Source organism: Agromyces arachidis, from assembly GCF_052805135.1.
In genome coordinates this window covers 1-25,786 of sequence record NZ_JBRBDK010000011.1, presented here as the reverse complement: position 1 = coordinate 25,786, position 25,786 = coordinate 1, and the positions used below count along the sequence as shown (strand labels likewise).

Annotated in this window: 24 protein-coding genes; 2 read left to right on the top strand and 22 right to left on the bottom strand. The window is 71.8% G+C overall.

Annotated features, from left to right (window positions below):
- Positions 1 to 119 precede the first annotated feature (119 nt).
- The 3 genes from ACUY4T_RS13280 to ACUY4T_RS13270 all read right to left on the bottom strand — a co-directional run bounded on the left by ACUY4T_RS13280 (position 120) and on the right by ACUY4T_RS13270 (position 2,208).
- Positions 120 to 482 carry a hypothetical protein gene (locus ACUY4T_RS13280; protein WP_446019440.1) on the bottom strand — a complete coding sequence of 121 codons (363 nt, stop codon included), beginning with the start codon at positions 480 to 482 and terminating at the stop codon, positions 120 to 122.
- Between the two features lie 818 nt (positions 483 to 1,300).
- Positions 1,301 to 1,681, bottom strand: a complete 381-nt coding sequence (locus tag ACUY4T_RS13275; RefSeq protein WP_446019439.1) for a hypothetical protein — start codon at positions 1,679 to 1,681, stop codon at positions 1,301 to 1,303.
- Between the two features lie 158 nt (positions 1,682 to 1,839).
- Entirely contained in the window at positions 1,840 to 2,208 is a 369-nt protein-coding gene (locus tag ACUY4T_RS13270) for a LysM peptidoglycan-binding domain-containing protein (protein WP_446019438.1), read from the bottom strand.
- Positions 2,209 to 2,451: 243 nt separating this feature from the next.
- Between ACUY4T_RS13270 and lexA the strand changes: the two genes are divergently transcribed.
- Entirely contained in the window at positions 2,452 to 3,168 is a 717-nt protein-coding gene (lexA, locus tag ACUY4T_RS13265; protein WP_446019462.1) for a transcriptional repressor LexA, read from the top strand.
- A gap of 82 nt (positions 3,169 to 3,250) precedes the next feature.
- Here lexA and metE read toward each other — a convergent pair whose 3' ends face one another.
- The 3 genes from metE to hflX form a co-directional block, all read right to left on the bottom strand.
- The gene (gene metE, locus ACUY4T_RS13260; protein WP_446019437.1) at positions 3,251 to 5,590 is read right to left on the bottom strand and encodes a 5-methyltetrahydropteroyltriglutamate--homocysteine S-methyltransferase; all 2,340 of its coding nucleotides are present in this window, start codon (positions 5,588 to 5,590) and stop codon (positions 3,251 to 3,253) included.
- A complete protein-coding gene (locus tag ACUY4T_RS13255; protein WP_446019436.1) occupies positions 5,587 to 6,621 on the bottom strand; it encodes a methylenetetrahydrofolate reductase in 1,035 nt (344 codons plus the stop codon). Before ACUY4T_RS13255 ends, metE begins: the two co-directional genes overlap by 4 nt.
- Before the next feature lie 194 nt (positions 6,622 to 6,815).
- Positions 6,816 to 8,354, bottom strand: a complete 1,539-nt coding sequence (hflX, locus tag ACUY4T_RS13250) for a GTPase HflX (RefSeq protein ID WP_446019435.1) — start codon at positions 8,352 to 8,354, stop codon at positions 6,816 to 6,818.
- Between the two features lie 41 nt (positions 8,355 to 8,395).
- Here hflX and ACUY4T_RS13245 point away from each other — a divergent pair, with 41 nt between their 5' ends.
- Positions 8,396 to 9,007, top strand: a complete 612-nt coding sequence (locus ACUY4T_RS13245; protein WP_446019434.1) for a class I SAM-dependent methyltransferase — start codon at positions 8,396 to 8,398, stop codon at positions 9,005 to 9,007.
- A gap of 77 nt (positions 9,008 to 9,084) precedes the next feature.
- Here the strand turns inward: ACUY4T_RS13245 and dapF are convergent, their stop codons facing one another.
- The 16 genes from dapF to ACUY4T_RS13165 form a co-directional block, all read right to left on the bottom strand.
- Entirely contained in the window at positions 9,085 to 9,969 is an 885-nt protein-coding gene (gene dapF / locus ACUY4T_RS13240) for a diaminopimelate epimerase (RefSeq protein WP_446019433.1), read from the bottom strand.
- A 59-nt stretch (positions 9,970 to 10,028) separates the two neighbouring features.
- A complete protein-coding gene (gene miaA / locus ACUY4T_RS13235; RefSeq protein WP_446019432.1) occupies positions 10,029 to 10,949 on the bottom strand; it encodes a tRNA (adenosine(37)-N6)-dimethylallyltransferase MiaA in 921 nt (306 codons plus the stop codon).
- A 1-nt stretch (position 10,950) separates the two neighbouring features.
- Entirely contained in the window at positions 10,951 to 12,549 is a 1,599-nt protein-coding gene (gene miaB, locus ACUY4T_RS13230) for a tRNA (N6-isopentenyl adenosine(37)-C2)-methylthiotransferase MiaB (protein WP_446019431.1), read from the bottom strand.
- A 22-nt stretch (positions 12,550 to 12,571) separates the two neighbouring features.
- Entirely contained in the window at positions 12,572 to 13,138 is a 567-nt protein-coding gene (locus ACUY4T_RS13225; RefSeq protein WP_446019430.1) for a regulatory protein RecX, read from the bottom strand.
- 233 nt (positions 13,139 to 13,371) lie between these two features.
- The gene (gene recA, locus ACUY4T_RS13220) at positions 13,372 to 14,442 is read right to left on the bottom strand and encodes a recombinase RecA (RefSeq protein ID WP_446019429.1); all 1,071 of its coding nucleotides are present in this window, start codon (positions 14,440 to 14,442) and stop codon (positions 13,372 to 13,374) included.
- Between the two features lie 258 nt (positions 14,443 to 14,700).
- Positions 14,701 to 14,931, bottom strand: coding sequence for a DUF3046 domain-containing protein (locus ACUY4T_RS13215; protein ID WP_446019428.1), 231 nt, complete (start codon positions 14,929 to 14,931; stop codon positions 14,701 to 14,703).
- 67 nt (positions 14,932 to 14,998) lie between these two features.
- Complete coding sequence (locus ACUY4T_RS13210) at positions 14,999 to 15,313, bottom strand: helix-turn-helix domain-containing protein (protein WP_067949248.1); 315 nt, start codon at positions 15,311 to 15,313, stop codon at positions 14,999 to 15,001.
- A gap of 146 nt (positions 15,314 to 15,459) precedes the next feature.
- Entirely contained in the window at positions 15,460 to 16,002 is a 543-nt protein-coding gene (locus ACUY4T_RS13205) for a CinA family protein (protein ID WP_446019427.1), read from the bottom strand.
- On the bottom strand, positions 15,999 to 16,601 hold the full coding sequence (gene pgsA, locus ACUY4T_RS13200) for a CDP-diacylglycerol--glycerol-3-phosphate 3-phosphatidyltransferase (RefSeq protein ID WP_446019426.1): 603 nt from the start codon (positions 16,599 to 16,601) through the stop codon (positions 15,999 to 16,001). Before pgsA ends, ACUY4T_RS13205 begins: the two co-directional genes overlap by 4 nt.
- Positions 16,602 to 16,655: 54 nt before the next feature.
- Positions 16,656 to 19,595: an FtsK/SpoIIIE family DNA translocase gene (locus tag ACUY4T_RS13195; protein WP_446019425.1), complete on the bottom strand. Its 2,940-nt coding sequence runs from the start codon at positions 19,593 to 19,595 to the stop codon at positions 16,656 to 16,658.
- Positions 19,596 to 19,681: 86 nt separating this feature from the next.
- The gene (locus tag ACUY4T_RS13190; RefSeq protein ID WP_446019424.1) at positions 19,682 to 20,173 is read right to left on the bottom strand and encodes a GNAT family N-acetyltransferase; all 492 of its coding nucleotides are present in this window, start codon (positions 20,171 to 20,173) and stop codon (positions 19,682 to 19,684) included.
- Between the two features lie 73 nt (positions 20,174 to 20,246).
- Positions 20,247 to 21,923 carry a ribonuclease J gene (locus ACUY4T_RS13185; protein WP_446019423.1) on the bottom strand — a complete coding sequence of 559 codons (1,677 nt, stop codon included), beginning with the start codon at positions 21,921 to 21,923 and terminating at the stop codon, positions 20,247 to 20,249.
- Between the two features lie 99 nt (positions 21,924 to 22,022).
- On the bottom strand, positions 22,023 to 22,997 hold the full coding sequence (gene dapA, locus ACUY4T_RS13180) for a 4-hydroxy-tetrahydrodipicolinate synthase (RefSeq protein WP_446019422.1): 975 nt from the start codon (positions 22,995 to 22,997) through the stop codon (positions 22,023 to 22,025).
- A gap of 195 nt (positions 22,998 to 23,192) precedes the next feature.
- Positions 23,193 to 23,744 carry an endonuclease domain-containing protein gene (locus tag ACUY4T_RS13175; RefSeq protein ID WP_446019421.1) on the bottom strand — a complete coding sequence of 184 codons (552 nt, stop codon included), beginning with the start codon at positions 23,742 to 23,744 and terminating at the stop codon, positions 23,193 to 23,195.
- A 538-nt stretch (positions 23,745 to 24,282) separates the two neighbouring features.
- Entirely contained in the window at positions 24,283 to 24,810 is a 528-nt protein-coding gene (locus ACUY4T_RS13170) for a dihydrofolate reductase (RefSeq protein ID WP_446019420.1), read from the bottom strand.
- Positions 24,807 to 25,616, bottom strand: coding sequence for a thymidylate synthase (locus ACUY4T_RS13165; protein WP_446019419.1), 810 nt, complete (start codon positions 25,614 to 25,616; stop codon positions 24,807 to 24,809). The genes ACUY4T_RS13170 and ACUY4T_RS13165 overlap by 4 nt, the downstream gene beginning before the upstream one ends.
- Positions 25,617 to 25,786: the final 170 nt, after the last annotated feature.

The following is a 25,786-nucleotide window of genomic DNA, read 5'->3' as shown; positions in this document are numbered from 1 at the left end:
ACGAAAGTCAGGCCGATTCAAGAAGCGCAACGCGCATATCGCGGCACACTGACTGATCGCTGCCGATCCCTCAGCGGGCGAATACCTCGCCACGGGGCGAGGCCAGCCGCGCGGCTCGTCTATCCGAGGTTCTCGAAGGTGTCCTCGCCGGGGCGCCAGACCATCCACGATCCGTCGTGAAAGCCCATAATCTCCGCGATCTCGACGTAGACCTCATCCGCGGTCGGCTTGATGAGCAGGGAGCCTGTGTCGAGAACAACGCGAAGCCCGGTGCCTGTTGCTTCTGTCGTGGAGAGCACGACTCCGGGTGTCAGTCGGCGCAGAGCGTCGGCGTAGCCCAAGTCGGACTCGCGCCACGACCGCGCGTCCACCTCGACAACCGGCCACACGTAGCTGTTCAGGGTGACGGGACTTCCCGCACCTGGCGTGCCGTCGAAGCGAAACTGGACATAGTCGTTGAGGACAAACTCGACGGAATACATCCGGTCGCCGACCAGGCGCGAAAGCAGCTCGTTTGGAACATACGTCTCTGATGGCAACTTAGCCAGTCCCTTCTCGACGTGCTCATCATGCCCGACTGGGCTCGGCGAGGCTCAGACGAAGCGGCTTCGGATCGGAGTCGTGCGACCAGGGCGCCGCAACCCGCTTCCGTCCTATAGCCGGTCCGCCAACGATCCCTCAGCGGACGCCCGCGAGCGGACCGAACGTGACGGAGCCTTCGCACTGATGAGTTATGCGAGCGGGCGGGTTAGTCGACGGGCCAATTGACTAGTCCGCCGCCCGAAAGCACACGATCGACGGCGGACGCAGTCAGAGCAGCTTGGCCAGCGATCTCGTCTCGAGTCATACCGTGAGCGGCGCAGTCGCGGATGACTTCCTCCATCGACGAGAGCATGGTCATTGTTGCGTGGAGCTGCTCTTGCGCCCCTCGCACAGCGAGCTTGACGACGTCCAATCGCGGATCCGTTCGCGTCTCCTTTGGCGGCTGACCCAGCTCTATCTTCCAACCCGGACGAGTGGCGCCGTCGCCTGCGTCTTCTGCCATCGGATCACATTGCCTCCAACGATATTCACGCAGTTCTCCGTCTGTGACGGTCTGCGAGCGCCCGTTAGCCGGTCCGCCCGCGACGCACGGACGATCGGCTATGCATGCCGCGCCTCCGGGCGAGGGGGAAAGGTATCCGCGGGATACCTTTCCTCCTCGACCGAGCATGGGGATGCCGCCTCGCTGCCGGTCGCTCCAGCGATGCATCCGGGTGCCACTGAAAGCGTTGTCGGTTCCCGCGGAGTGGGACCGTGATCAGTCGCTGGCCGATGATTTCGGCGCGAGCGCGGACAGCATGCTCGTGGGCGAACCGATCTCGACGGTACGCGGATCCGCAGTGAAGTCGTGTTCGGTGCGGAGGTCGTAGTAGGCGTGCAGCAATGTGCTCTCGATCACCTCGTCGATCCGAGAATGCCGCACCGCCTCCTGGAGGCTGACCTGCGCGACGTCCGCCTCGAGGTCGTCGGCGGCGATGTCGACGAAACCGACCGAGAGGATCTCGCGTGAGTCCTCGACGGAGACGGCGTTGAACACCCGAGCCGGGACGCCGAAGCCCCGGTCGGCCTCCCACGCGCTGATGAAGTCGTCGAAGGTCGCGCCGTCGCGCAGGCGGCGACGAAAGATCGCGATGATCACGGCCCCGAGCGTACGCGCACGTTCATCCGCGCACCATCCCCGGGTCGACCACCGGACCGTTCGGCATGGCGCGCCCAGATCAGGCGGCGGGCGCTTCGGAGAAGGCCGCCGTCGTCGCCGTAACCTCGCCCGCAGAGATTCTCACTCAGGGGGCGGTCTCAGTCGACCGCGGGGAGCACGAGCTCTTGGCCCGGCTGCACCACGGCGTCGCGCAGGCCGTTGAGCTGCATGATCTCGTGGATGACGTCGCGAGGGTCGGCGGTCGGTGCGATCGACTCGGCGATGCCCCACAGCGAGTCACCGGCGCCGACGACCACGGTCTCGAACGTGGTGGTGGCGCGCCCGTCGTCGATGCCGGCGACGGCTCCGCCCGAGGAGAGCGTTCCGACGAGCACGCCCGCGACGATCGGCATGGCGGCGAGGATCGTCAGCACGACGCGGCCACGGGGCGTCAATCGGAGTCGGGTGCGCGCCGAGGGCCCCGCGAAGCCGGGCATGGCCGGCGCCGCGCCGACTGATCCGATCACCACTGCACTCATTCCGCACCTCCCTGGGTTCCAGCCACGCATCCGACCCTCGGCCGGGAGGGCCGGATGCGAAGCTGTGTTCCGAATATATCTTCGAACAATCGAACCTGCAAGGACCGGAGGTGGGAGATTCCGGCCCGAATTCCGCGACACACTCGAACGGATGTTTGTCGCGTGCACGCGAGGCGGATACAGTTTCGAATGTCCGACCACAGTCGAACACCGACCACCGACATCCGGGCCATGGCGGCCCCGACGAGAGGGCAGCACGTGAGCATCGAGACCGACCGGGCGAGCGGCACGAGCGGCCGGTCGCGTCGGCGCACGACCCCGAGCGCGAAGCAGCTCGCGATCCTCGATGTCATCCGCGCCTCGGTCGCCGATCGCGGCTACCCGCCCAGCATGCGCGAGATCGGCGACGCCGTCGGGCTGTCCTCGCTCTCGAGCGTGACGCACCAGCTGAACCAGCTCGAGCTGGCCGGGTACCTGCGGCGCGACCCGAACCGCCCCCGCGCCCTCGAGGTCCTGGTCGACGCGCCCAGCTCCGAGCCCAAGCCGTCGGTGGTCGAGTCCGTGTCCATCGGCGACGCCATGATGGTCCCGCTCGTCGGCCGCATCGCCGCGGGCGTGCCGATCACCGCCGAGCAGCAGGTCGAAGAGGTCTTCCCGCTCCCCCGCCAGCTCGTCGGCAAGGGCGAGCTGTTCATCCTGAAGGTCGTCGGCGACTCCATGATCGACGCCGCGATCTGCGACGGCGACTGGGTGGTCGTGCGATCGCAGAAGACGGCCGAGAACGGCGAGATCGTCGCCGCGATGCTCGACGGCGAGGCCACCGTCAAGGTGTTCCGCCAACGCGACGGCCACACCTGGCTGCTCCCCCGCAACTCGGCGTTCGAGCCGATCCTCGGCGACGAGTCCGAGGTGCTCGGCAAGGTCGTCGCGGTGCTCCGCACCGTCTAGCGGGCGCCGTGCCCGGCCATCGCCGGGACGACGATCAGGGCGGATGTCGCGGAGTCGAGCGCGTCATCCGCCCTCGCGCACCTCACGCGGACGCCACCGCGATCCCTGCGCGCACCGAGCGCGCCGCCTCGACGATGTTCGCGAGCGACGCGACCGTCTCGTCGTAGCCTCGCGTCTTCAGTCCGCAGTCGGGGTTCACCCAGAGGCGACCGGCCGGCACGCCGTCGACCGCGCGCTCGAGGAGCGAGCGCACCTCCTCGACGCTCGGCACGCGCGGCGAGTGGATGTCGTAGACACCCGGGCCCACGCCGTGGTCGAAGCCGCTCGCCGCGAGGTCGCCGACGACCTCCATGCGGCTGCGCGCCGCCTCGATCGAGGTCACGTCGGCGTCGAGCTCGCGGATCGCGTCGATGACGACGCCGAACTCCGAGTAGCAGAGGTGCGTGTGCACCTGCGTCGCGGGCGCGGCACCTCCCGTGGCGAGGCGGAACGCGCCGACCGACCAGTCGAGGTACGCCGGCTGGTCGGCGCGCTTCAGCGGCAGCAGTTCGCGCAGCGCGGGCTCGTCGACCTGGATGACGCGGATGCCGGCCTCCTCGAGGTCGCCGATCTCGTCGCGCAGCGCGAGCGCGACCTGCCGGGCGGTGTCGCCGAGCGGCTGGTCGTCGCGCACGAACGACCACGCGAGGATCGTGACCGGCCCCGTGAGCATGCCCTTCACCGGCTTGGCCGTGAGCGACTGGGCGTGCGCCGACCACTCCACGGTCATCGGAGCGGGCCGCGACACGTCGCCCCACAGGATCGACGGGCGCGTGCACCGCGAGCCGTACGACTGCACCCAGCCGTGCTGCGTGACCGCGAAGCCGTCGAGCAGCTCGGCGAAGTACTGCACCATGTCGTTGCGCTCGGGCTCCCCGTGCACGAGCACGTCGAGGCCGAGGTCCTCCTGCAGGCGGATGACGCGCGCGATCTCCTCGCGCATGAGCTCGCGATATGCCGCATCCGTCAACTCGCCCTTCACCAGGCGGGCCCGGGCGCGGCGGATGTCGGCGGTCTGCGGGAACGACCCGATGGTCGTGGTCGGCAGCGCCGGCAGCGCGAGGTCCTCCTGCGCGGCGACCCGATCGTCGTACGCCGCGCGGGCGAATGCGGCGGCGTCGAGCGCGGCGAGGCGGTCGCGCACGGCCGGCACGCGCACGCCCGGCGCGGCGGCTCGGTCGGCGAGGGCGACGGATGCCGCGTCGAGGTCGGCCGCGATCGCCTCGCGTCCCTCGGCGAAGCCGCGCGCGAGCGTCGCGACCTGTGCGACCTTCTGGTCGGCGAACGCGAGCCAGCCGGCGAGTCGCGGGTCCAGCGCGGTCTCCTCGTCGACGTCGTGCGGCACGTGCAGGAGCGACGTCGAGGTCGACACGGCGACGGATCCCGAGAACGAGCGGACCGCCTCGGCGCGGGCGAACGCGTGCGCGAGGTCGCCGCGCCAGATGTTGTGGCCGTCGACGACGCCCGCGACGAGCGTCTTCGCGGCGAGCGCCTCCTCCGTCGCCGGATCGAGCTGCGCGGGGAGGTCGCCGCGGACGAGATCCAGGCCGATGGCCTCGACCGGCGTCGCCGCGAGCGCCGGCAGCGCATCCCCGAGGTCGCCGTACGGTGCCGCGACGAAGATCGCCGGGCGCGCGTCGGCCGCGCCGAGCGCGTCGTACGCCTCCGCGACGGCCTCGAGCACCCGGCCGCGCGGCTCGTCGAGGCTCTCGCTGACGAGACCGGGCTCGTCGAGCTGCACCCACTCCGCGCCCGCGGCGGCGAGTTCGGCCAGGAGCGCGCGGTAGACGGGCACGAGGTCGGCGAGGCGGTCGAGCGGACGGAAGCCGTCGGGCGCGCCATCCGCCGCCTTCGAGAGCAGGAGGAACGTGACCGGGCCGACGAGCACCGGACGCGTGACGAACCCCGCCTCGCGCGCCTCGCGCACCTGGGCGACGAGCGCATCGGCGTGCGGCGCGAACGCGGTATCCGGCCCGATCTCGGGCACGAGGTAGTGGTAGTTCGAGTCGAACCACTTGGTCATCTCGAGCGGCGCGTCGGCACCCTCGCCGCGGGCGACCGTGAAGGTGCCCGCGAGGTCGAGCCGGCCGTCGGCGTCGAGCAGGCGCTCGAAGCGCGCCGGGACCGCGCCCAGGGCGACGGCCGCGTCGAGCACCTGGTCGTAGTACGAGAATGACTCGGGGATCGCCGAGTCCGTGCGGCCGAGCCCGAGCGCGGCGAGGCGTTCGCGCGTGGCGGCGCGCAGGGCCGCGGCCGTGCGCTCGAGCTCGTCGGCGTCGATCCGGCCCGCCCAGAACGCCTCGACGGCGTGCTTCAGCTCGCGGCGGCGCCCGATGCGCGGGTAGCCGAGGATCGTTCCGGTGGGGAAGGCGGGTGCGGTCATCGTTCTCTCGTGTTCCTCTCGGTGCCCGCATGGGCGGGGGCGTTTACGAGGCCGAGCCGGTCGAGCACGGCGAGCACGGCCTCGTGGCGGTTGAACGTGTACAGGTGGAGGCCGGGCGCGCCGCCCGCGAGCACCTCGTCGGCGAGCTTCGCGGCGTACTCGACGCCGAGCGCGAACTGGGCGCCCGCGTCGGGCTCGATCTCGAGGTCGATCGCGAGTCCGGCAGGCGCCGGAACGCCGGTGAGCTGCTCCAGCCGACCCAGGCGCGCGGGCGTCGTCACCGGCATGATGCCCGGCAGGATCGGGATGGTCACGCCGCCGGCACGGGCACGTCGCACGAACGACAGGTAGTCGTCGGCGTGCCAGAACAGCTGCGTGATCGCGAGGTTCGCTCCCGCGACCTCTTTCGCGAGCAGCACGTCGACGTCGTGGCTCGATCCCCGCGAACGCGGGTGGCCGCCGGGGAACGCGGCGACCGCGACGCGCTCCGGTCGCGGTCGCTCCCGGATGGCAGTGACGCCGGGCATGCCCGGAATGCGCGACTGGCCGAACGGCTCGCGCTCCTCCTGGACGCGGTGGATCAGCTGCACCAGCTCGGCGGCGCTGTGCAGGTCGCCGATCGCGTCCTCCGCGTCGGCGGTGCCCGCGGGCGGATCGCCGCGCAGCGCCAGGAAGCTCGTGACGCCGGCGTCGAGGAACTCGCGCACGAGCCGGTTCGCCTCGGCGTGGCTCGAACCGACGCACGTCAGGTGGGCCATGGGCTCGACGCTCGTCTGCTCGAGCATGTACCGGAGCACGGTCAGCGAGCGATCGCGGCTCGACCCGCCCGCGCCGAACGTGACCGAGATGAAGGCGGGCTCGACCTCCGCGAGGCGGTCGATGGTGCGGCCGAGCGCGATCGCCGCCGCGTCGGAGCGCGGCGGGAACAGCTCGAACGAGATCGGCACGCGCGGCCGGGCGGCGGGGCCGTCGGGCTCGGTTCCGGTCATGTCGCTCCAGGTGGCGAGCAGTTCCGGGTCGGTCGAGTGCACGGCACGCCGCGCCCGACCGGCCGGAACGGCAGGCGGGTCTCGCGGGCGGGTGCCGGGCTCGGCGGTCGCTCCAGGCGGGCGGCATCCGGCCGCTCGCCACGATCAGGTGCGACGATACGCCGCGTTCGCGGCATCCGCCCCGGTGTTACGACGCGTGACTCGGACGGCGCCGCGACGGGGCGATCGAGCGGATGCTACGCGAGCGCCTCGGCGCGGAACTCCTCGAGCTGCGCGGCCTGCTCGGGCGAGGCGAGCGCCCGGATCCGCGTGCCGTCCTCGACGTAGTCGGTGGAGAGCACGCGACCGCCCTCGTGCAGCGCCGAGATGACGTCGCCCCGGTCGTACGGCACGAGGAGGTCGACCTCGACGGCGGGATCGGGCAGCATGCGCCCGATCGCGGCGAGCACCTCGGCGACGCCCTCGCCCGTGCGCGCGGACGCGAACACCGCGTTCGGCTCGAGGCCCTGCAGGACCAGGCGGTCCTCGGGCGCGATGAGGTCGGCCTTGTTGAAGACGACGAGCTCGGGGATGTCGCGTGCGCCCACCTCGCCGATGACGTCGCGCACCGTGGCGATCTGCTGCGCGGGGTCGGGGTGCGCCGCGTCGACGACGTGCACGATCAGGTCGGCGTCGCCGACCTCCTCGAGCGTCGAGCGGAACGCCTCGACCAGCTGGTGCGGCAGGTTCCGCACGAAGCCGACCGTGTCGGCGATCGTGTAGATGCGTCCGTCGGCCGTCGTGTTGCGGCGCACGGTCGCATCGAGCGTCGCGAACAGCGCGTTCTCGACGAGCACGCCCGCTCCCGTGATGCGGTTGAGCAGGCTCGACTTGCCCGCGTTCGTGTACCCCGCGATCGCGACCGACGGCACGGCGTTGCGCTTGCGGTTGGCGCGCTTGGCGTCGCGCGCGGGCTTCATGCCCGCGATCTGCCGGCGCAGCCTCGCCATGCGGGTGTGGATCCGTCGACGGTCGAGTTCGATCTTCGTCTCACCGGGACCACGGGAGCCCATGCCGGCGCCCGCGCCGCCCACCTGGCCACCGGCCTGGCGGGACATCGACTCGCCCCAACCGCGCAGGCGCGGAAGCAGGTACTCGAGCTGCGCGAGCTCGACCTGCGCCTTGCCCTCGCGGCTCTTCGCGTGCTGGCTGAAGATGTCGAGGATCACCGCGGTGCGGTCGATGACCTTGACCTTGACCGCGTCCTCGAGCGCACGGCGCTGGCTCGGAGCGAGCTCGGTGTCGGCGACCACGGTGTCCGCACCGAGCGCGGCGACCACGTGCCGCAGCTCCTCGGTCTTCCCGCGGCCGAGGTACGTGCTGGGGTCCGGATGCGGACGGCGCTGCAGCACGCCGTCGAGCACGCGCGCTCCGGCCGTCTCGGCGAGCGCGGCGAGCTCGCGGAGCGAGTTCTCGGCATCCTCGAGCGAGCCCTGCGGGTACACGCCGATGAGCACGACGTTCTCCAGGCGCAGCTGCCGGTACTCGACCTCGGTGACGTCCTCGAGTTCGGTCGACAGGCCGCCGACGCGGCGGAGCGCCGCACGCTCCTCGCGGTCGTACTGCTCGCCGTCGTACCCGTCGTACCCGTCCGCCTCGCGCGCGCGCCCGTCGCCGTCGCGCTGGATCGAGGTGGCGTCGGCGCCGCCGAATCGCGCGACACCGGCGCGCGTCTCCGCGCTGCGCAGCACGCGCTCGACCGCGTCGTCGGAGGGCTCGTGTGCAGCGTCGTTCATCAGGTCCAGCCTACTTCCGTTCGTGCGATAGGTTCCCGTGTATGCCGCAGGAGCACTACTTCTCGTCCAAGCCCGCCGATCAGGGGGCCCTGCGGACCGTGCCCGTGCGCCTCGCCGGCCGCGACGTCGAGGTGGTGACGGCGGGCGGCGTGTTCAGCCCCGGCCATCTCGACCTCGGCACGCGCGTGCTGCTCGACGAGGTGCCCGATGCGCCGCAGGCGGGCCACCTGCTCGACCTCGGATCGGGCTGGGGCCCGATCGCGCTGACCATGGGGCTCGAGGCGCCGCATGCCACGGTGTGGGCGGTGGACGTGAACGAGCGGGCGCTCGACCTGGTCCGGAGGAATGCGCGGCGGTTGGGCCTCGACAAGGTCAACGCCGTCGCGCCCGACGATGTTCCCGCCGACGTGCGATTCGCCGCCATCTGGTCCAACCCGCCGATCCGCATCGGCAAGGCCGAGCTGCACGCCCTGCTGCGCCGCTGGCTGCCGCACCTCGCGGACGGCGCCACCGCGTGGCTGGTCGTGCAGAAGAACCTCGGCGCCGACTCGCTCCAGCGCTGGCTCGCCGAGGAGTTCGGGGACGGCTGGACCGTCGCCCGTGCCGCCACGTCGAAGGGCTTCCGCGTGCTCACGGTGACCCGAGGGCGCTGAGCCGGAGCATCTGGGGAGGCGCCGCCGCGCCGCCGCGGTACGGATCGCCGGGGCTCGGGCCGCCGGCATCCGCTCGCTCAGGCGAGGCTCAGCACGCCGTCGAAGACGAGTTCGGCCGGCCCCGACAGCAGCACGTGCTCCCCGTCGGCCTGCTCGGCCATCCGGACGCCCACGATGCCTCCCGGAACCTGGACGACCCACTCAGTGGGCGCGCCCGCTCCGGCCCAGTGCCGCACCGCGAGCGCCGAGGCGACGGCGCCGGTACCGCACGAGAGCGTCTCACCGGAGCCGCGCTCGTGCACGCGCATGCGGATGCGGCCGCGCCCGCCCTCGACGAGCGGCTCGGCGGGCACCACGAACTCGACGTTCGCGCCGGCCTGCGGCTGCGGCTCGATGAGCGGGATGTAGGCGAGGTCGAGCCCGTCGAGCTCGTCGTCGTCGGCGAGCGCGACCACGACGTGCGGGTTGCCTACGTCGATGCCGAGGCCGGGCCGGGCCACCGGGAGGTTCTTGGCTCGGACGAGCGGCTGGCCGCCGTCGAGGCGCCACAGGCCGAGGTCGGCCTCGAAGCCGCCGTTGCCGAGCGCCCGGACGCGTCGCACGCCGGCACGGGTCCCGACCGCGAGCCACTCGTCGGGCCCGAGGTCGACCAGCCCCTGGTCGATGAGGTAGCGGACGAACACGCGGATGCCGTTGCCGCACATCTCCGACGGGCTCCCGTCGGCGTTCCAGTAGTCCATGAACCACGTCGCCTGCGGATCCTCCGCGAGGGCCGCGGCGCCGTCGTCGAGGCGCTCGGAGCGCACGGCGCGGATCAGGCCGTCGGCCCCCACCCCGAAGTGCCGGTCGCACACCGCCGCGATCCGGGTCGGGGTGAGGTCGGTCTCGCCGTCGGGGTCGCTGAACAGCACGAAGTCGTTGCCCGTGCCGTGTCCCTTGGTGAACCGCAGATCGAAGACCATCGCCCCAGTCTAGGCAGCGGCGGGGCGCCGTCCTGCGCGGCGTGCTCACCGTCGGGGCGTCACCCCTCGGCGGCCTGCCGCGACACCTCGGCCGCGAGCGCGGCGGGGTCGTCGGCGTCGACGACGGATGCCGCGGCGTACCGCCGGAACCACCCGACCTGCCGGCGGGCGTAGGTGCGGGTGAGGGCCTGGGTCTCCGCGATCGCGTCGGCCTGCGACATCCCGCCGTGGATCTCCGCGAGCGCCTGCGCGTAGCCGATGGCCTTCCGCGCGGTCACGCCGCGCTCGATGCCCTGCGGGATGAGCCCGCGCACCTCGTCCAGGAGTCCGTCGGCCCACATCCGGAGCGCGCGGGCGTCGAGCCGCTCGACGAGGCGCGCCCGCTCGCCGCGCAGGTGCACGATGCGGTGGGGTCGCCACGCCACGGGCTCATCCGGGAGGCGCGCCGCCTTCGGCTCCCCGGTCAGCTCGATGACCTCCAGCGCGCGCACGATCCGGCGGCCGTTCTGCGGGTCGACGGATGCCGCGGTGGCCGCATCGAGCTCGCGGAGCCGCCGGTGGAGGAGGCCGGGCCCGGACTCGGCGAGCTCGTGCTCGAGCCGGGCGCGGATCGCGGCATCCGTGCCGGGGAACCGGAGGTCGTGGATGACGCTGGACACGTACAGGCCCGATCCCCCGGTGAGCAGCGCGACGCCTCCGCGAGCGCCGATGTCGGCGACCGCGGCGCGGGCGGCGCGCTGGTACGCGGCGACGGACGCCTCGTCGGTGACCTCGAGGACGTCGAGGAGGTGGTGCGGCACGCCCTCCCGTTCGTCGGGGTCGAGCTTCGCGGTGCCGATGTCCATGCCGCGGTACAGCTGCATGGCGTCGGCGTTCACGACCTCGGCGAACCCTCCCCGCGCGGCGACGGCATGCGCGAGATCGAGGGCGAAGCGCGACTTGCCGGTGCCGGTGGCGCCGACGATCGCGATGAGCGTCACGTCAGCGGAGGCCGTCGGCCGGGTCGTAGATCGGCATGGTCCCGACGCCGGGCGAGGTGAGCGGTTCCGACCCGACGCGCAGGGTCGGCAGGCCGAGCGCGACGCGGCCGGGGGCGGATGCCGCGGCGCCGGTCGCGACGGGGACGCCGCAGCTCTCGGCCTGCGCGCGGTCCCACGCGTCGCCGGCACGCGTGCGGCGGATGCGCAACGGGCTGCCGTCGGTCGAGTCGGCGAGCAGGTGGAACGGCGCGGCCTGCGTGATCACGACCGAGACGACGTCGCCGGGGCGCGGCAGGTCGGAGCCGGCGGGCACCTCGAAGTGGACGAGCCGGCTGTCCTCGGCTCGGCCGCTCATGCGGTGCGTCTCGGCATCCTTCTTGCCCTCGCCGGTCGAGACCAGCACCTCGACGGCGGTGCCGACGAGCTTCTGGTTCTCCTCCCACGAGATGCGCTCCTGCAGTGCGATGAGCCGGTCGTAACGCTCCTGCACGACCTCCTTCGGCACCTGGTCCTCCATGGTCGCCGCGGGCGTGCCGGGGCGGATGGAGTACTGGAACGTGAAGGCCGACGCGAACCGGGCGGCCTCGACGACGCGGAGGGTCTCCTGGAAGTCCTCTTCCGTCTCGCCGGGGAAGCCGACGATGATGTCGGTCGAGATCGCGGCGTTCGGGATCCTCGCGCGAACGCGATCGAGGATCCCGAGGAACTTCTCGGACCGGTACGAGCGGCGCATCGCCTTGAGGATCCGGTCGGAGCCGGACTGCAGCGGCATGTGGAGCTGCGGCATCACGTTCGGCGTCTCTGCCATGGCTTCGATGACGTCGTCGGTGAACGCGGCCGGGTGCGGGCTCGTGAACCGGATGCGCTCGAGCCCGTCGATCTCGCCGGCGGCGCGCAGGAGCTTGCCGAACGCGTGCCGGTCGCCGAACTCGACGCCGTAGGAGTTGACGTTCTGGCCGAGCAGCGTGACCTCGATCGCGCCGTCCTCGACGAGCGCCTGCACCTCGGCGAGGATCTCGCCGGGCCGGCGGTCCTTCTCCTTGCCGCGCAGGGCGGGCACGATGCAGAACGTGCAGGTGTTGTTGCAGCCCACGGAGATCGAGACCCAGCCCGAGTAGGTGGAGTCGCGCTTGGTGGGCAGCGTCGACGGGAAGACCTCGAGCGCGTCGAGGATCTCGAGCTGCGCCTCGTCGTTGTGCCGCGCGCGCTCGAGGAGGCTCGGCAGCGAGCCCATGTTGTGCGTGCCGAACACCACGTCGACCCATGGGGCCTTCTCGAGGATGACGTTCTTGTCCTTCTGGGCGAGACATCCGCCGACGGCGATCTGCATGCCGGCGTGGCGGCGCTTCACCCCGGCGAGATGGCCCAGGTTGCCGTAGAGCTTGTTGTCGGCGTTCTCGCGAACGGCGCAGGTGTTGATCACGACGACGTCGGGCTCGGCACCGTCGGCGGGGACGTACCCGGCGGCTTCGAGCGAACCGCTGAGCCGCTCGGAATCGTGCACGTTCATCTGGCACCCGTAGGTGCGGACCTCGTACGTGCGCGGCGCGACGGTGTCGACCGCGCCGGCCGCGCGCGTCGCCTCGTGGATGGTGCTCATGATCGCACCAGTCTACGAGCCGTCAGTCGGGGTCGCCGTCGAGCGCGACGCGCACCGCCTCGCGCACGACCTCGCTGCCGTACCCGCGACGCAGGAGGAAGGCGGTGAGCCGGCGCTGTGCGACCGATCGTTCCAGCCCGGCGAGCTGGCGGACGCGACGCTCGGCGATCGCGGTCGCATGCTCGAGCTCGACATCGGGGTCGAGCGCGTCGAGCGCAGCGCGTGCGAGGTCGCCGTCGATTCCTCGGCGTCCGAGTTCGTGCAGCAGCGCGCCGCTCCCCCGCCCGCGACGAACGCCGTGGCTGTGCACGAGCTGCTCCGCGAGGCGCCGGTCGTCGAGGTACCCCAGTCGCTCGTAGCGCTCGACCCACTCCTCGACCTCGACGTCGTCGAGACCGTGCTCGCCGAGTGCCGACCGCACCTCGGCCACCGACAGCGACGACCGGCGGAGCCGGCCCACGATCATCCGGTCGATGCGCTCGTCTCGCTCGACGCCCGTCTCGGCGCGCGGCTCGTCGTCGACGACGGCCGCCACGCGGCGGCCCGCGCGACGCGGCGCCGACGGGACCTCGCCTTCGGCGGCGGGCACGCCACGCGGCGCGCCCGCACGACGCCCGCGGCCGGCCGGGTGGCGCCCTCCGACGACGGATGACCGCTCGTCGACGGCCCGTGCGCCCCACCCGGCACCGTGATCGGGCTCGACTGATCCGTCGCCTGCCGATTCCGCCGCGCCGCCGCCTCGCTCAGGCGACGGCGCGGCCCACGGAAGATAGGTGACCGGAGCCAGTCCGTCATTCCGCTGTTCGTCCATGCGATGCGGGCTCAGGCGCCCTTGCGCTTCGCGGCGAGCGACTCCACCTTCGCGACCGGCGCGACCGGTGCCGCCCCTGCCGCGGGCTGGCCGATGCCGAGCTTCGCGAGGATCTTGCGCTCGATGTCGGCCGCGATGTCGGGGTTCTGCAGCAGGAAGTTGCGCGCGTTCTCCTTGCCCTGGCCGAGCTGGTCCCCGTCGTACGTGTACCAGGCCCCCGACTTCTTGACGATGGCCTGGTCGACGCCGTAGTCGATGAGGCTGCCCTCTCGCGAGATCCCGACGCCGTACAGGATGTCGAACTCGGCCTGCTTGAACGGCGGCGCCATCTTGTTCTTGACGACCTTCACGCGCGTGCGGTTGCCCACCGCCTCGGTGCCGTCCTTCAGCGTCTCGATCCGACGGATGTCGAGCCGGACCGAGGCGTAGAACTTCAGGGCCTTGCCGCCCGCGGTCGTCTCGGGGCTGCCGAAGAAGACGCCGATCTTCTCACGCAGCTGGTTGATGAAGATCGCCGTGGTCTTGGTCTGGTTGAGGCCACCGGTCAGCTTGCGCAGGGCCTGCGACATCAGGCGCGCCTGGAGGCCGACGTGGGAGTCGCCCATCTCGCCTTCGATCTCCGCACGCGGAACGAGCGCGGCGACCGAGTCGATGACGACGAGGTCGATCGAACCGGATCGGATCAGCATGTCGGCGATCTCGAGCGCCTGCTCGCCCGTGTCGGGCTGCGAGACGAGGAGGGAGTCGATGTCGACGCCGAGCTTCTTGGCGTACTCGGGGTCGAGCGCGTGCTCGGCGTCGATGAAGGCCGCGATGCCGCCCGCGCGCTGCACGTTCGCGATCGCGTGGAGCGTGAGCGTGGTCTTTCCCGAGGATTCAGGGCCGTAGATCTCGATGATTCGGCCTCGCGGGAGGCCGCCGACGCCGAGCGCCACGTCGAGCGCGATCGAACCGGTGGGGATGATCTCGACCGGTGCGCGCTCCTCGCTGCCGAGGCGCATCACCGAGCCCTTGCCGAACTGGCGGTCGATCTGGGCGAGTGCGGTCTCGAGGGCCTTCTCGCGGTCTGCGGGTGATGGCATCGGTGCTCCTTGGGATCGTGTGCGGCTGCCTCTAGGCTGTCGGTCCGCGTGCCGGGCCGTGACCCGGCACGTCTCGCGACAAGGCGTTGGCGGTGTGTTCCGACGCTTCGACCGTATGGCCGGCCACCGACATCCCGTCGCCCGAGGCGACGTGATGTGGACGGGTGCGTCATCCCCTCCGCTGTGCAGGAGCCTAGCGCGCGAACCGAACGGATGTTCGACGACACGCGCGGCGCGTCGAACGAGTCTTCGGCAGGATCAGCCGCGCTCCCGCGGCAGCGGCCGCCCGGCACCGTGACGACGCGACTCCGGGACGTCGGTCGCGCGGCAGATCGCGAACCAGACGTCGCGTGGCGCGACGCCGTCGGCCAGCGCCTCGGCGGCCGTGCGTCCGCCGACCTCGGCGAGCACCAGGTCGTTCACGACGACGCCGCCGTACGCGGCGCCGAACTCCTGCTCGATCGCCAGGGTGAACTCGCTGCGCTTCACGGATGCCTCCGGACATGACGTCGGCCGGTCCGAGGACCGGCCGAAGTCGTATTCAGGTGTCTGCGGGTCAGCGGACCATCATGTCCGCGTCGAACTCGGCGACGAGGTCGTCGGGCAGGCTGTCGGGCACCGACGGGGTGCTGAGCCCCTCGAGGACCGCGATGCGGTCGCCGACCTCGTGCATGATCACCGAGATGGGCGTGTCGAGCGCCTCGGCCACGGAAGCGAGGATCTCGCTCGAAGCCTCCTTCTGACCGCGCTCGACCTCGCTGAGGTACCCGAGCGCGACGCTCGCCTTGCTGGCGACCTGACGCAGGGTGCGGCCCTTCTGCAGGCGGAAGTCCCGGAGCACGTCGCCGATCTCCTGTCGAACCAGAACCATCGGAACCTCCCTCTCAGATGCCGGCGGCCCCTGCGGGGCCGGTGCGGGGAGGTCAGTCTAGCTCCTCATCCCGATGTACCGAGCCTACCGACGCACACTGGACTTTTCTTGTGAACCTGCCACCTGTAACAGGCTGTTCACGTGCGCTATTCCGCGGCTCGCGGGCCGAGCGCGTCCAGTTCCCGCATCGCCTCCGCGAGGGCTCGCGCGACCGTCGCTCGACGGACGGCCGACCGGTCTCCGTCGAGGCGCAGGGCGACCGAGCGCACGCCGCGCGCCGAGGCGATCCCGATGAAGACGGCACCCGGCGGGTGGCCGTCCTGCGGGTCCGGCCCGGCGACGCCGGTCGTGCCGATCCCGAGGTCTGCGGGCCGGCCGTCCACCGCGCACAGCGACCGGACGTGGTCGGCGAGCTGCTCGGCGACTTCATGATCCACGGGACCGCGCTCGGCGAGGAGGTGCGCGTCGACGTCGACGAGCGCGCGCTTCAGGTCGGTGGCGTAGGCGACGATGCCGCCGAGGAACGTCGCAGAGGCGCCCGGGACGTCGACGAGCGTGGCGGCCAGGAGGCCGCCCGTGAGCGACTCGGCGCAGGCGATCGTGCGACCTGACGCGGTCAGCCGCGCGACGAGCGCCGCGGCATCGGTGGTCGCGGGCGGCGAGGTCGGATCGGCCGCCGCCCGGGTCATCGCGACTCGGCCCGGTGCTCGCGCGACAGGCGGATCGCATCGCGCACGTAGAGCAGGCCCGACCAGACCGTCAGCACGAGCGCGGCGATCATGAACGCCCAGTTGACCCAGACGATCCAGTCGCCCACGAGCGTCCAGAGCGGGGTGAGGAACAACGAGATGGCGATCGCCTGGGTGAGGGTCTTGAGCTTGCCGCCCGACGACGCGGGCACGACGGTGCCGCGACCGAGCTCGACGAAGCGCCACACCGTGATGCCGACCTCGCGCACCACGATGACGATCGTGATCCACCACGGCAGCTCGCCCAGGATCGACAGGCACACGAGTGCACCGCTCGTCAGGAGCTTGTCTGCGATCGGGTCGAGGAGCTTGCCGAGGTCGGTCACGAGTCCGTTGCGGCGGGCGAGCCAGCCGTCGACCCAGTCCGTCGAGATCGCGACGATGAAGATGGCCGCGGCCCACCACCGCATGGCCCCGTCGGAACCGGCATCGGCGAGCAGGAGCCAGAAGAAGACCGGGGCCATCACGATCCGGACGACCGTGATGGCGTTCGGCAGGTTCCAGTTCGCCGAACGAGCGCGGGCCGTGGGTGAACTCATGTGGTCAGCCTAGTGCGCGACCGCCGCGGCCCCACGGGTCATCCGGCCCACCGGTCAGTCGCGGCCGGTGAGGCCCCACGCGTCCTCGTCGGAGTCCGCGTCGACCTCCTCGAGGCCCTGGGTCGCGCGCCCGACGGGGTCGTCGTACCGGTCGTCGGCCTCGGCGTCCCGCGCCGGCGGGACGGGCGTCCCGCCGATCTCCTGGGTCGCCCCGTCGTCGGCCACGGGGGCCGCGGCGACCTGGCCCGGGGCGGGCGCCGGCGGGCCCGCCGGCTCCTCGCCGCGCAGCTTCGCGAGCACGCCGAGCAGCTGCTCGGGCGTGACGAGCACGTCGCGAGCCTTCGACCCCTCCGACGGGCCGACGATCTCACGCGACTCGAGGAGGTCCATGAGCCGGCCCGCCTTCGCGAACCCGACGCGGAGCTTGCGCTGCAGCATCGACGTCGAGCCGAACTGCGTCGAGACCACGAGCTCCGCCGCCGCGAGCAGCAGCTCGAGGTCGTCGCCGATGTCGGAGTCGATCTCCTTCTTCTCGACGGCGGCCTCCACGTCCTTGCGGTACTCGGGCCGCGCCTGACGCGTCACGTGCTTCACCACGCGATCGATCTCGGTCTCGGTCACCCACGCGCCCTGCACGCGGATCGGCTTGGACGCGCCCATCGGCAGGAAGAGCGCGTCGCCCTGGCCGATCAGCTTGTCGGCGCCGGGCTGGTCGAGGATGACGCGCGAGTCCGTGACGCTCGTCACCGCGAACGCCAGCCGCGACGGCACGTTCGCCTTGATGAGACCGGTGACGACGTCCACCGACGGTCGCTGGGTCGCGAGCACGAGGTGGATGCCGGAGGCGCGGGCGAGCTGGGTGATGCGCACGATCGAGTCCTCGACGTCTCGCGGCGCGACCATCATGAGGTCGGCGAGCTCGTCGACGACCACCAGCAGGTACGGATAGGGCTTGAGCTTGCGCTCCGACCCGGCCGGGAGCACGATCTCGTCGTCGACCACCGCCTTGTTGAAGTCGTCGATGTGCCGGAAGCCGAACGACGCGAGGTCGTCGTACCGCATGTCCATCTCCTTCACGACCCACTGGAGCGCCTCGGCGGCCTTCTTCGGGTTCGTGATGATGGGAGTGATCAGGTGCGGCACGCCCGCGTACGGGGCGAGTTCGACGCGCTTCGGGTCGATCAGGACCATCCGCACCTCGGACGGCTTCGCACGCATGAGGAGGCTGGTGATCATCGAGTTAACGAAGCTCGACTTGCCCGATCCGGTCGACCCGGCGACGAGCAGGTGCGGCATCTTGGCCAGGTTGGCCACCACGTAGCCGCCGCCGACGTCCTTGCCGACGCCGATCGTCATCGGGTGCTTCGCGTTCACCGACGCGCCGGAGCGCAGCACGTCGCCCAGCGTGACCGTCTCGCGGTCGGCGTTCGGGATCTCGACGCCGATGGCGCTCTTGCCCGGGATCGGCGAGAGGATGCGCACCTCGTTGGACGCGACCGCGTAGGCGAGGTTCTTCGACAGCGCCGTGACGCGTTCGACCTTGACGCCCGGTCCGAGCTCGATCTCGTACTGGGTCACCGTCGGCCCGCGGGAGAAGCCGGTGACCTTCGCGTCGACGTTGAACTGGTCGAGGACGGCCGTGATCTGGCGCACCACGTCGTCGTTGACCGCGGACCGCGTCTTCGCCGGGGCACCCGCCGCCAGCGTCGAGGCCGCGGGCAGGTGGTAGGGCCGATCGGGCTCGTCCGGAGCGACCGGGGTCGCGTCGGACGGCGCTGCGGCGCCCGCGGCGCCGTCCACGGCGACGACGCCCGCAGCGACCGCGGGCTCGATGCCGGCCGGGGGCTGCACCGCCGCGCCGGCCTCGTCGGCCTGCAGCCCCGTGCCGCCGTGGGGCAGTTCGCCCGTGACCTGCTGCACGGCCGACTCGGCACGTTCGAGGTCGTCGATCACGCCGGCGCCGTAGGCGTCGCCGGCGGACCGCGCGCCCTCGAGCGGGGTGTCGAAGCTGCCCGCTGCCGACCCCTGGCCGAACACCTCGGTCAGCCCCTCGGCGCCCGCGGCCTCGAAATCGGGGTCCTCCTCGCGGTTCGACGAGTTGCGACGCCACCACGGCAGCAGGCCGCCGCCGGCCTGCTCGTCGTCGTCGATCCCGTCGAGTTCGACCTGCTCCGCTCGATCCTTCCGCGAGCGGCGCTTGGGCTTCTCGGCGCCATCCGACGCGGTGGACTGCCCCTCGCCGTGGTCGACCGCACCGAAGAGCCACTCGTACAGCTCGCGGAACCGCTGCGGGATGCGGTTCGGCGGCGTCTTGGTGAGGATCAGCAGTGCCAGGATCCCGAGCAGGCCGAGTGTGATCGCGGCGCCGACGTCGGTGAGGAGGAAGACGAGCGGCTGCGCGAGCATCCAGCCGAGGATGCCGCCGGCGGTGGCGAGCTCCGGCATGCCCGCGCTCGGCGAGGGCTGGCCGCCGAAGAGGTGGCAGAGCCCCGAGACGGTGACCAGCAGCATGCCGAGGCCGATCCCGATGCGCGTGTTGTCGTGCACCGAGCTCGGGTGGCGGAACAGCCAGACCGCGAACATGAGCATCACGACCGGCAGCGCGAACGCGACCCGTCCGAAGAGCCCGCCGAACGTGTACGCGTCGAGCGTGCGCGCGACCGGGTCGTTGATCAGGAACCACTCGACGACGGCGCCGGCCACGGCGAGCAGCACCAGGAAGAACGGCAGCCCGTCGCGACGCTCCTCGCGCGCGAGCGTCTCGGGCCCGAGCGCACGTGCGGCACCGCCGGTCAGGTGCGCCAGCCCCATCCAGGCGCGGACGAGGAGGCCGGGTCGGTCCGGCGCCGGGGTGCGCGACGCCCGCGTCGACGATCGCTGCGCCGGCAGCTTCTTCGTGGGCGCGGTGCGGGTCGAGGCGCCGCGGCCGGACGCGCCCGAGCCGCGGCCGGACGCACCCGAGGCGCGGCCGTTCGACTTGGTGCTCGTAGCCATGCGTTCCACGTTACGGCCCACCGCCGACGCCGCCTCGCAGGCCGGTCGAGTGTCGCCCGCGCCGGTTCGGACGCGGCGGCGGCCGATCAGGCCAGGCGACGCACCATCGTGTCGCGCCCCGAGGCCGACGCCACCACCGCGAACCCCTCCGAACGGTAGAGCTCCCGCGCGAAGTTGTCGTGCTCCACGCTGAGCGCCAGTCGCGCGTACCCGCCGGCCCGGGCCTCGGCCGCCAGAGCCCGCACGAGGGCGCGGCCGACGCCCTGCGACCGCCACAGCGGACGCACGCCGACGATCAGCTCGGGGACCCCCGCGGCGACGAACCCCATCGACGGCCGGTCGGCCCCGAAGAGCCGGAACCAGGCGGCGCCGACCGGTCGACCGTCGCCGTCGAGCGCGACCACGCCGCGATCCGCGGGACGCTGCCATCCGGCCACGTACGCCGCGTGCCGCGCATCGGCGAGCACCACTGGCCTCGGACGGGTGGCGCCGGGACGCCAGTTCGCGGCCTCGACGACCATGTCGGCGAGGAATCCGCCGTGGGCCGCCTCCGCAGGCGCGATCGTGAACTCCGCCATGCGCGGAGGGTACGCGAACGCCGTTACGGCGATGTTTCGTGCGAGCGGATGCCGCGCGGCATCCGCTCGCCGCCTAGGCCTCGATGACGAGCGGGACGAGCATCGGCCGACGGCGCAGGCGCCGGTTGACCCAGCTGCCCAGCGTGCGGCGCACCGTCTGCTGGAGCGCCCGCGGATCGCGCACGCCGTGGTGCGCGGCATCGGCGAGCGCGGCGACGATCTTCGGCTTGACGTCCTCGAACACCGCGTCGTCCTCGGCGAACCCGCGAGCGTGGATCTCGGGGCCGACGATGACCTTGCCGGTGTTCGCGTCGACCACGATGATGACCGAGATGAATCCCTCCTCGGAGAGGATGCGGCGGTCCTTCAGGTCGGCGTCGGTGATCTCGCCCACCGTCGAGCCGTCGACGTACACGAAGCCGAGGTCGAGCTGGCCGGCCACCGTCACCCGCCCGTCGCGCAGGTCGAAGACCGTGCCGTTCTCGCCGAGGAACGTGCGCTCGGCGGGGATCCCGGTGTCCTGCGCGAGGCGCGCGTTCGCCACCAGGTGCCGGTACTCGCCGTGGATCGGGATGACGTTGCGCGGCTGCAGGATGTTGTAGCAGTACAGCAGCTCGCCCGCTGCGGCGTGGCCGGAGACGTGCACCTTCGCGTTGCCCTTGTGCACGACGTTCGCTCCGAGCTTCGTGAGCCCGTCGATGACGCGGTAGACGGCGTTCTCGTTGCCGGGGATGAGGCTCGAGGCGAGGATGACGGTGTCGCCCTCCCCCACCTCGATCTGGTGGTCGCGGTTGGCCATCCGCGAGAGCACCGCCATCGGCTCGCCTTGCGACCCGGTCGACATGTAGACGATGCGGTCGTCGGGGATGTCGCCGGCCTTCTTGTAGTCCACCAGCACGCCCGGCGGGACGTCGAGGTAGCCGAGGTCGGCCGCGATGGTCATGTTGCGCACCATCGAGCGGCCCAGGAGCGCGACGCGGCGACCGTTCTGGTGCGCGGCGTGGAGCACCTGCTGCACGCGGTGCACGTGGCTGGAGAAGCTCGCGACGATCACGCGGCGCGGAGAGCGCGCGATGACCTCGTCGAGGACCGGGCCGATGGCGCGCTCCAGCGGGGTGAATCCGGGCACGTCCGCGTTGGTCGAGTCGACCATGAACAGGTCGACGCCCTCCTCGCCGAGGCGGGCGAACTCGCGCAGGTCGGTGAGGCGGCCGTCCAGCGGGAGCTGGTCCATCTTGAAGTCGCCCGTGGCCAGCACGGTGCCGGCATCCGTTCGGATCGCCACCGCCAGCGCGTCGGGGATCGAGTGGTTGACCGCGATGAACTCGAGGTCGAACGGGCCGAGCGTCTCGTGCTGGCCCTCCTTCACCGTGAGGCTGTACGGCTGGATGCGGTGCTCCTTGAGCTTCGCCTCGACGAGCGCCAGGGTCAGCTGGGACCCCACGAGCGGGATGTCGGCGCGGAGCTTCAGCAGGTAGGGCACGGCACCGATGTGGTCCTCGTGGCCGTGGGTGAGTACGACCGCGACGACGTCGTCGAGGCGGTCGCGCAGGAACCCGAAGTCGGGCAGGATCAGGTCGACGCCCGGCTGGTGCTCCTCGGGGAAGAGCACGCCGCAGTCGACGATCAGCAGCTTGCCGTCGATCTCGAAGAGCGTCATGTTGCGGCCGACCTCGCCGAGGCCGCCGATCGGGATGACGCGGAGCGTGCCGGCTTCGAGCGGCGCGGGGTCGATGACTTCGTCGGGCATGTGCCCTCCTCACATTCGCGGTGTTCAGTTCGGTGCGACCCTCGTGGTCGCGGATGTCTCGTGGTACGCGCTCCGCGGGCCCGCCGCGCGCCGGCGCGGTCAGCGCGTGGTGCCGGCCACCTTCGGCAGCGCGCCGCCCGCGGCGGCGTTGCGGTCGGGGCGGAAGTTGCGGAAGTCGACGCCGGGGATGCCCTGCACGAGGTCGATCTCGTCCTCGATCAGCGCGGCCTCCCACTCCTCGGGGCCGACGAGCGGAAGCCGAACGCGCGGGCTGCCGATCCGGCCGAGGCCGTGCAGGATGTACTTCGCCGCGACGGTGCCGGGCACGTGCGTCATCACCGCCCGCACCAGCGGCTCGAGGCGCCGGTGCTCGGCGGTCGCGGCCGCCAGGTCGCCGCGGTTGACGGCGTCGACGATCGCCCGGTACGGCGCGGGCGCGATGTTCGCGGTCACGCCGATGAGTCCCGTCGCGCCGATCGAGAGGTGCGGCAGGACGTTGGCGTCGTCGCCGGAGAAGTACATGAGGTCGGTCTGGTTGAGCACGCGGCTGACCTCGGAGAAGTCGCCCTTGGCGTCCTTGATGGCCAGGATGTTCGGGTGCTTCGCGAGGCGCAGGATCGTCTCGTACTTGATCGGAACGCCGGTGCGGCCCGGGATGTCGTAGAGGATCACGGGCAGGTCCGTGGCATCCGCGACCAGCCGGAAGTGCGTCAGGATGCCGGCCTGCGTCGGCTTGTTGTAGTACGGCGTGACGATCATGATGCCGTCGGCGCCGGCACGCTCGCTGTGCTTGTACAGCTCGATGGCGTGCGCGGTCTCGTTCGATCCGCCGCCGGTGATGATCTTCGCCCGGCCGGCCGCCACGTCCTTGCCGACCTCGACGAGCCGGATCTTCTCCGGGTCGGTGAGGGTCGACGTCTCGCCGGTGGTGCCGGTGACCACGATGCCGTCGGCGCCCGCGGCGATGACGTCGTCGATGTGCTTCTCGACGGCGGGCCAGTCGACCTCGCCGTCCGCCGTCATGGGCGTGACGAGCGCGACGAGCACCTGTCCGAACGGGTTCTCTGCAGTCACGCCCTACAGGCTATCGGTTCGCGGCTGACCGAGCCGATCCGTGACGCCCGCCCGCCCGCCCACCATGCCGGCGGATATACGATCCGCCGTGCCGGTGAATGCTGGATCTTGCCCGCGTGTCGGATCGTATATCCGCCGTCTTGGTCGGTCGAGGGACGAGGCGGGCGGCGCCGGATCAGGCGGAGCGGAGCCGGATCAGGCCGAGCGGCGCCGCTCGGCCCAGGAGTCCAGGTGCAGGCCGCGCCCGACCTTGGCGAGGATGGCGTCCTCCACGGTCGCCCAGTCGTGCACCACGAGGTCGTAGTCGAAGCGGATGGTGTCGAAGCCATGAGCGGCCGCGACCGCATCACGCACCCTGTCCTTGTGCCGGTCGGACGCGTCATCGTGCCCGTTCCGGCCGTCGACCTCGACGATGAGACGGTCCCCGACGACGAAGTCGACGCGACCGACGCCGGCGATCTCGACCTGGGTGCGCAGCGTGAGCCCGAGGCGGTGGAGGCGCAGCCGGAGGAGCGATTCGAGACCGCTTCCGGCATCGGCGCGCGCGAGGTCGACGAGCCACCGGGCGGACTCGGTCATCCGTTCCCGAAGCTCGGCTCTCTCGTGCCGGGAGAGGACGCGCTGGTGCAACGCCGACTCGAGGGTGGCGAAGAACGCGTCCTCGCCGAGGCATCCGCGGATCTGCAGCAGCGCGTCGACGAGCGAGACCTCGGTGCGCGACGGCGCGAGCTCGTTCCAGTGCTGCACGCACGTGCAGCCCTCATGCGGCTGTGCGTGACGGTGCGGCGGAAGGGACACGTGCACGTCGTCGTCGAGCGGAAGGACCCAGAGGCCCTTCCGGCGCGCGACGGACACGCAGCCGAGCACGCCGCCGTGCCGCAGCGCGGTCCTGATGGGCCGCGGAAGAGCGGGCGAGGCGTACAGACCGGGCCGGATCCGGATCACCGCACCGGCCGCAAGGGCACGTCGGAGGGACCGGTCGTCGATGCCGTTCGCGAGGTATTCGCGACGTCGCGCGACTGATCCGAGCTCAGCACACAATGCCGCAACGTCTCCGGGACTCCGCACCCCGCAATGCTGCGGGACGCGTGCGCTCAGGCGACCTCCTCGGCCGGCCGTCGTGCGCCTGCGCCACCTCCCCGGCCTTGAGGAGGAGGAGTCACCCGTCCGGGTCGGCGGATATACGATCCGGCGCGCCGGCGAATCTCGGCGATCCGCGGCGCGCCGGATCGTATATCCGCCGGGTTGGGGCTCGGGCGGCGAGGGGGGCGAGGAGGACCCGGGGTCAGCGCTCGAGGGTGAGGAAGCGGTGGCGGATGCCGGTGCGGGAGCTGTGCCATCCGTCGGCCGGATCGACGGAAACGACGCGCCAGCCCGACCGGTCGGGCGCGAACGTGTCGCCGTCGACGTCGAGGTCGAGCTCGGTGACCACGAGGCGGTCGGCGCGGTCGATCGTGCGCGCGAAGAGCTCGGCGCCGCCGATGACCCAGATCCGGTCGTCGGCGTCGGATGCCGCGAGCGCGAGCGCCTCGTCGACCGACGCGGCCCGCACGGCGCCCTCGGCGCGCCAGTCGGCCTGCCGGGTCACGACGAGGTTCGCCCGGCCGGGCAGCGGCCGGAACCGCTCCGGCAGCGAGTCCCACGTGCGGCGGCCCATGACGACCGGGGCCCCGTGCGTGGTGCGCTTGAAGTGCGCGAGGTCCTCCGGGACCTGCCAGGGCATGCCGCCGCGGGCGCCGATCACTCCCCCGTGGGCCTCCGCCCAGATCAGGCCGATCCGCGGGGCGGCCGCGTCGTCGAACGCGTCGCTCATACGGCGACGGCCGCGCGGATCGCCGGGTGGTGCTCGTAGCCGACGACCTCGAAGTCCTCGAAGCGGTAGTCGTCGATCGAGTCGGGTCGGCGCGCGATGCGGAGGGTCGGGTACGGGAAGGGCTCGCGGGAGAGCTGCTCGGTCACCTGATCGACGTGGTTGTCGTAGATGTGGCAGTCGCCGCCCGTCCACACGAAGTCGCCGACCTCGAGGCCGGTCTGCTGGGCGATCATGTGCGTGAGCAGGGCGTAGGAGGCGATGTTGAACGGCACGCCGAGGAAGAGGTCGGCGCTGCGCTGGTAGAGCTGGCACGACAGTCGCCCGTCGGCGACGTGGAACTGGAACAGCGCGTGGCACGGCGCGAGCGCCATGTCCGGGATGTCGGCCGGGTTCCACGCCGAGACGATGTGCCGGCGCGAGTCGGGGTTCGTTCGGATCTGCTCGATCACCTGGGCGACCTGGTCGACCTGGTCGCCCGACGGCGTCGGCCAGCTCCGCCACTGCACGCCGTACACGGGGCCGAGCTCGCCCGAGGCATCCGCCCATTCGTCCCAGATGGTGACGCCGTGCTCCTGGAGCCACCCGACGTTCGACTCGCCCCGGAGGAACCAGAGCAGTTCGTACGCGATCGACTTGAAGTGGACCCGCTTGGTGGTCACGAGCGGGAAGCCCTGCGACAGGTCGAACCGGATCTGGCGGCCGAACACGCTCCGCGTTCCGGTGCCGGTGCGGTCGGACTTCGGCGTGCCGTGCTCGAGCACGTCTCGGAGCAGGTCTTCGTACGGGGTGGGGATCGCGCTGGCCACGGCGTCAAGGCTACGCCCATGGGCGGGCCGGGAGGCGGTCCCGGCGCGGGGGGGTCCCCCCCCCCCCCCCCCCCTACCCCCCCCCCCCCTCCCCCCCACCCCCCCCCCCCCCCCACCCCCCCCCCCCCCCCCCCCCCCCCCCCCCCCCCCCCCCCCCCCCCCCCCCCCCC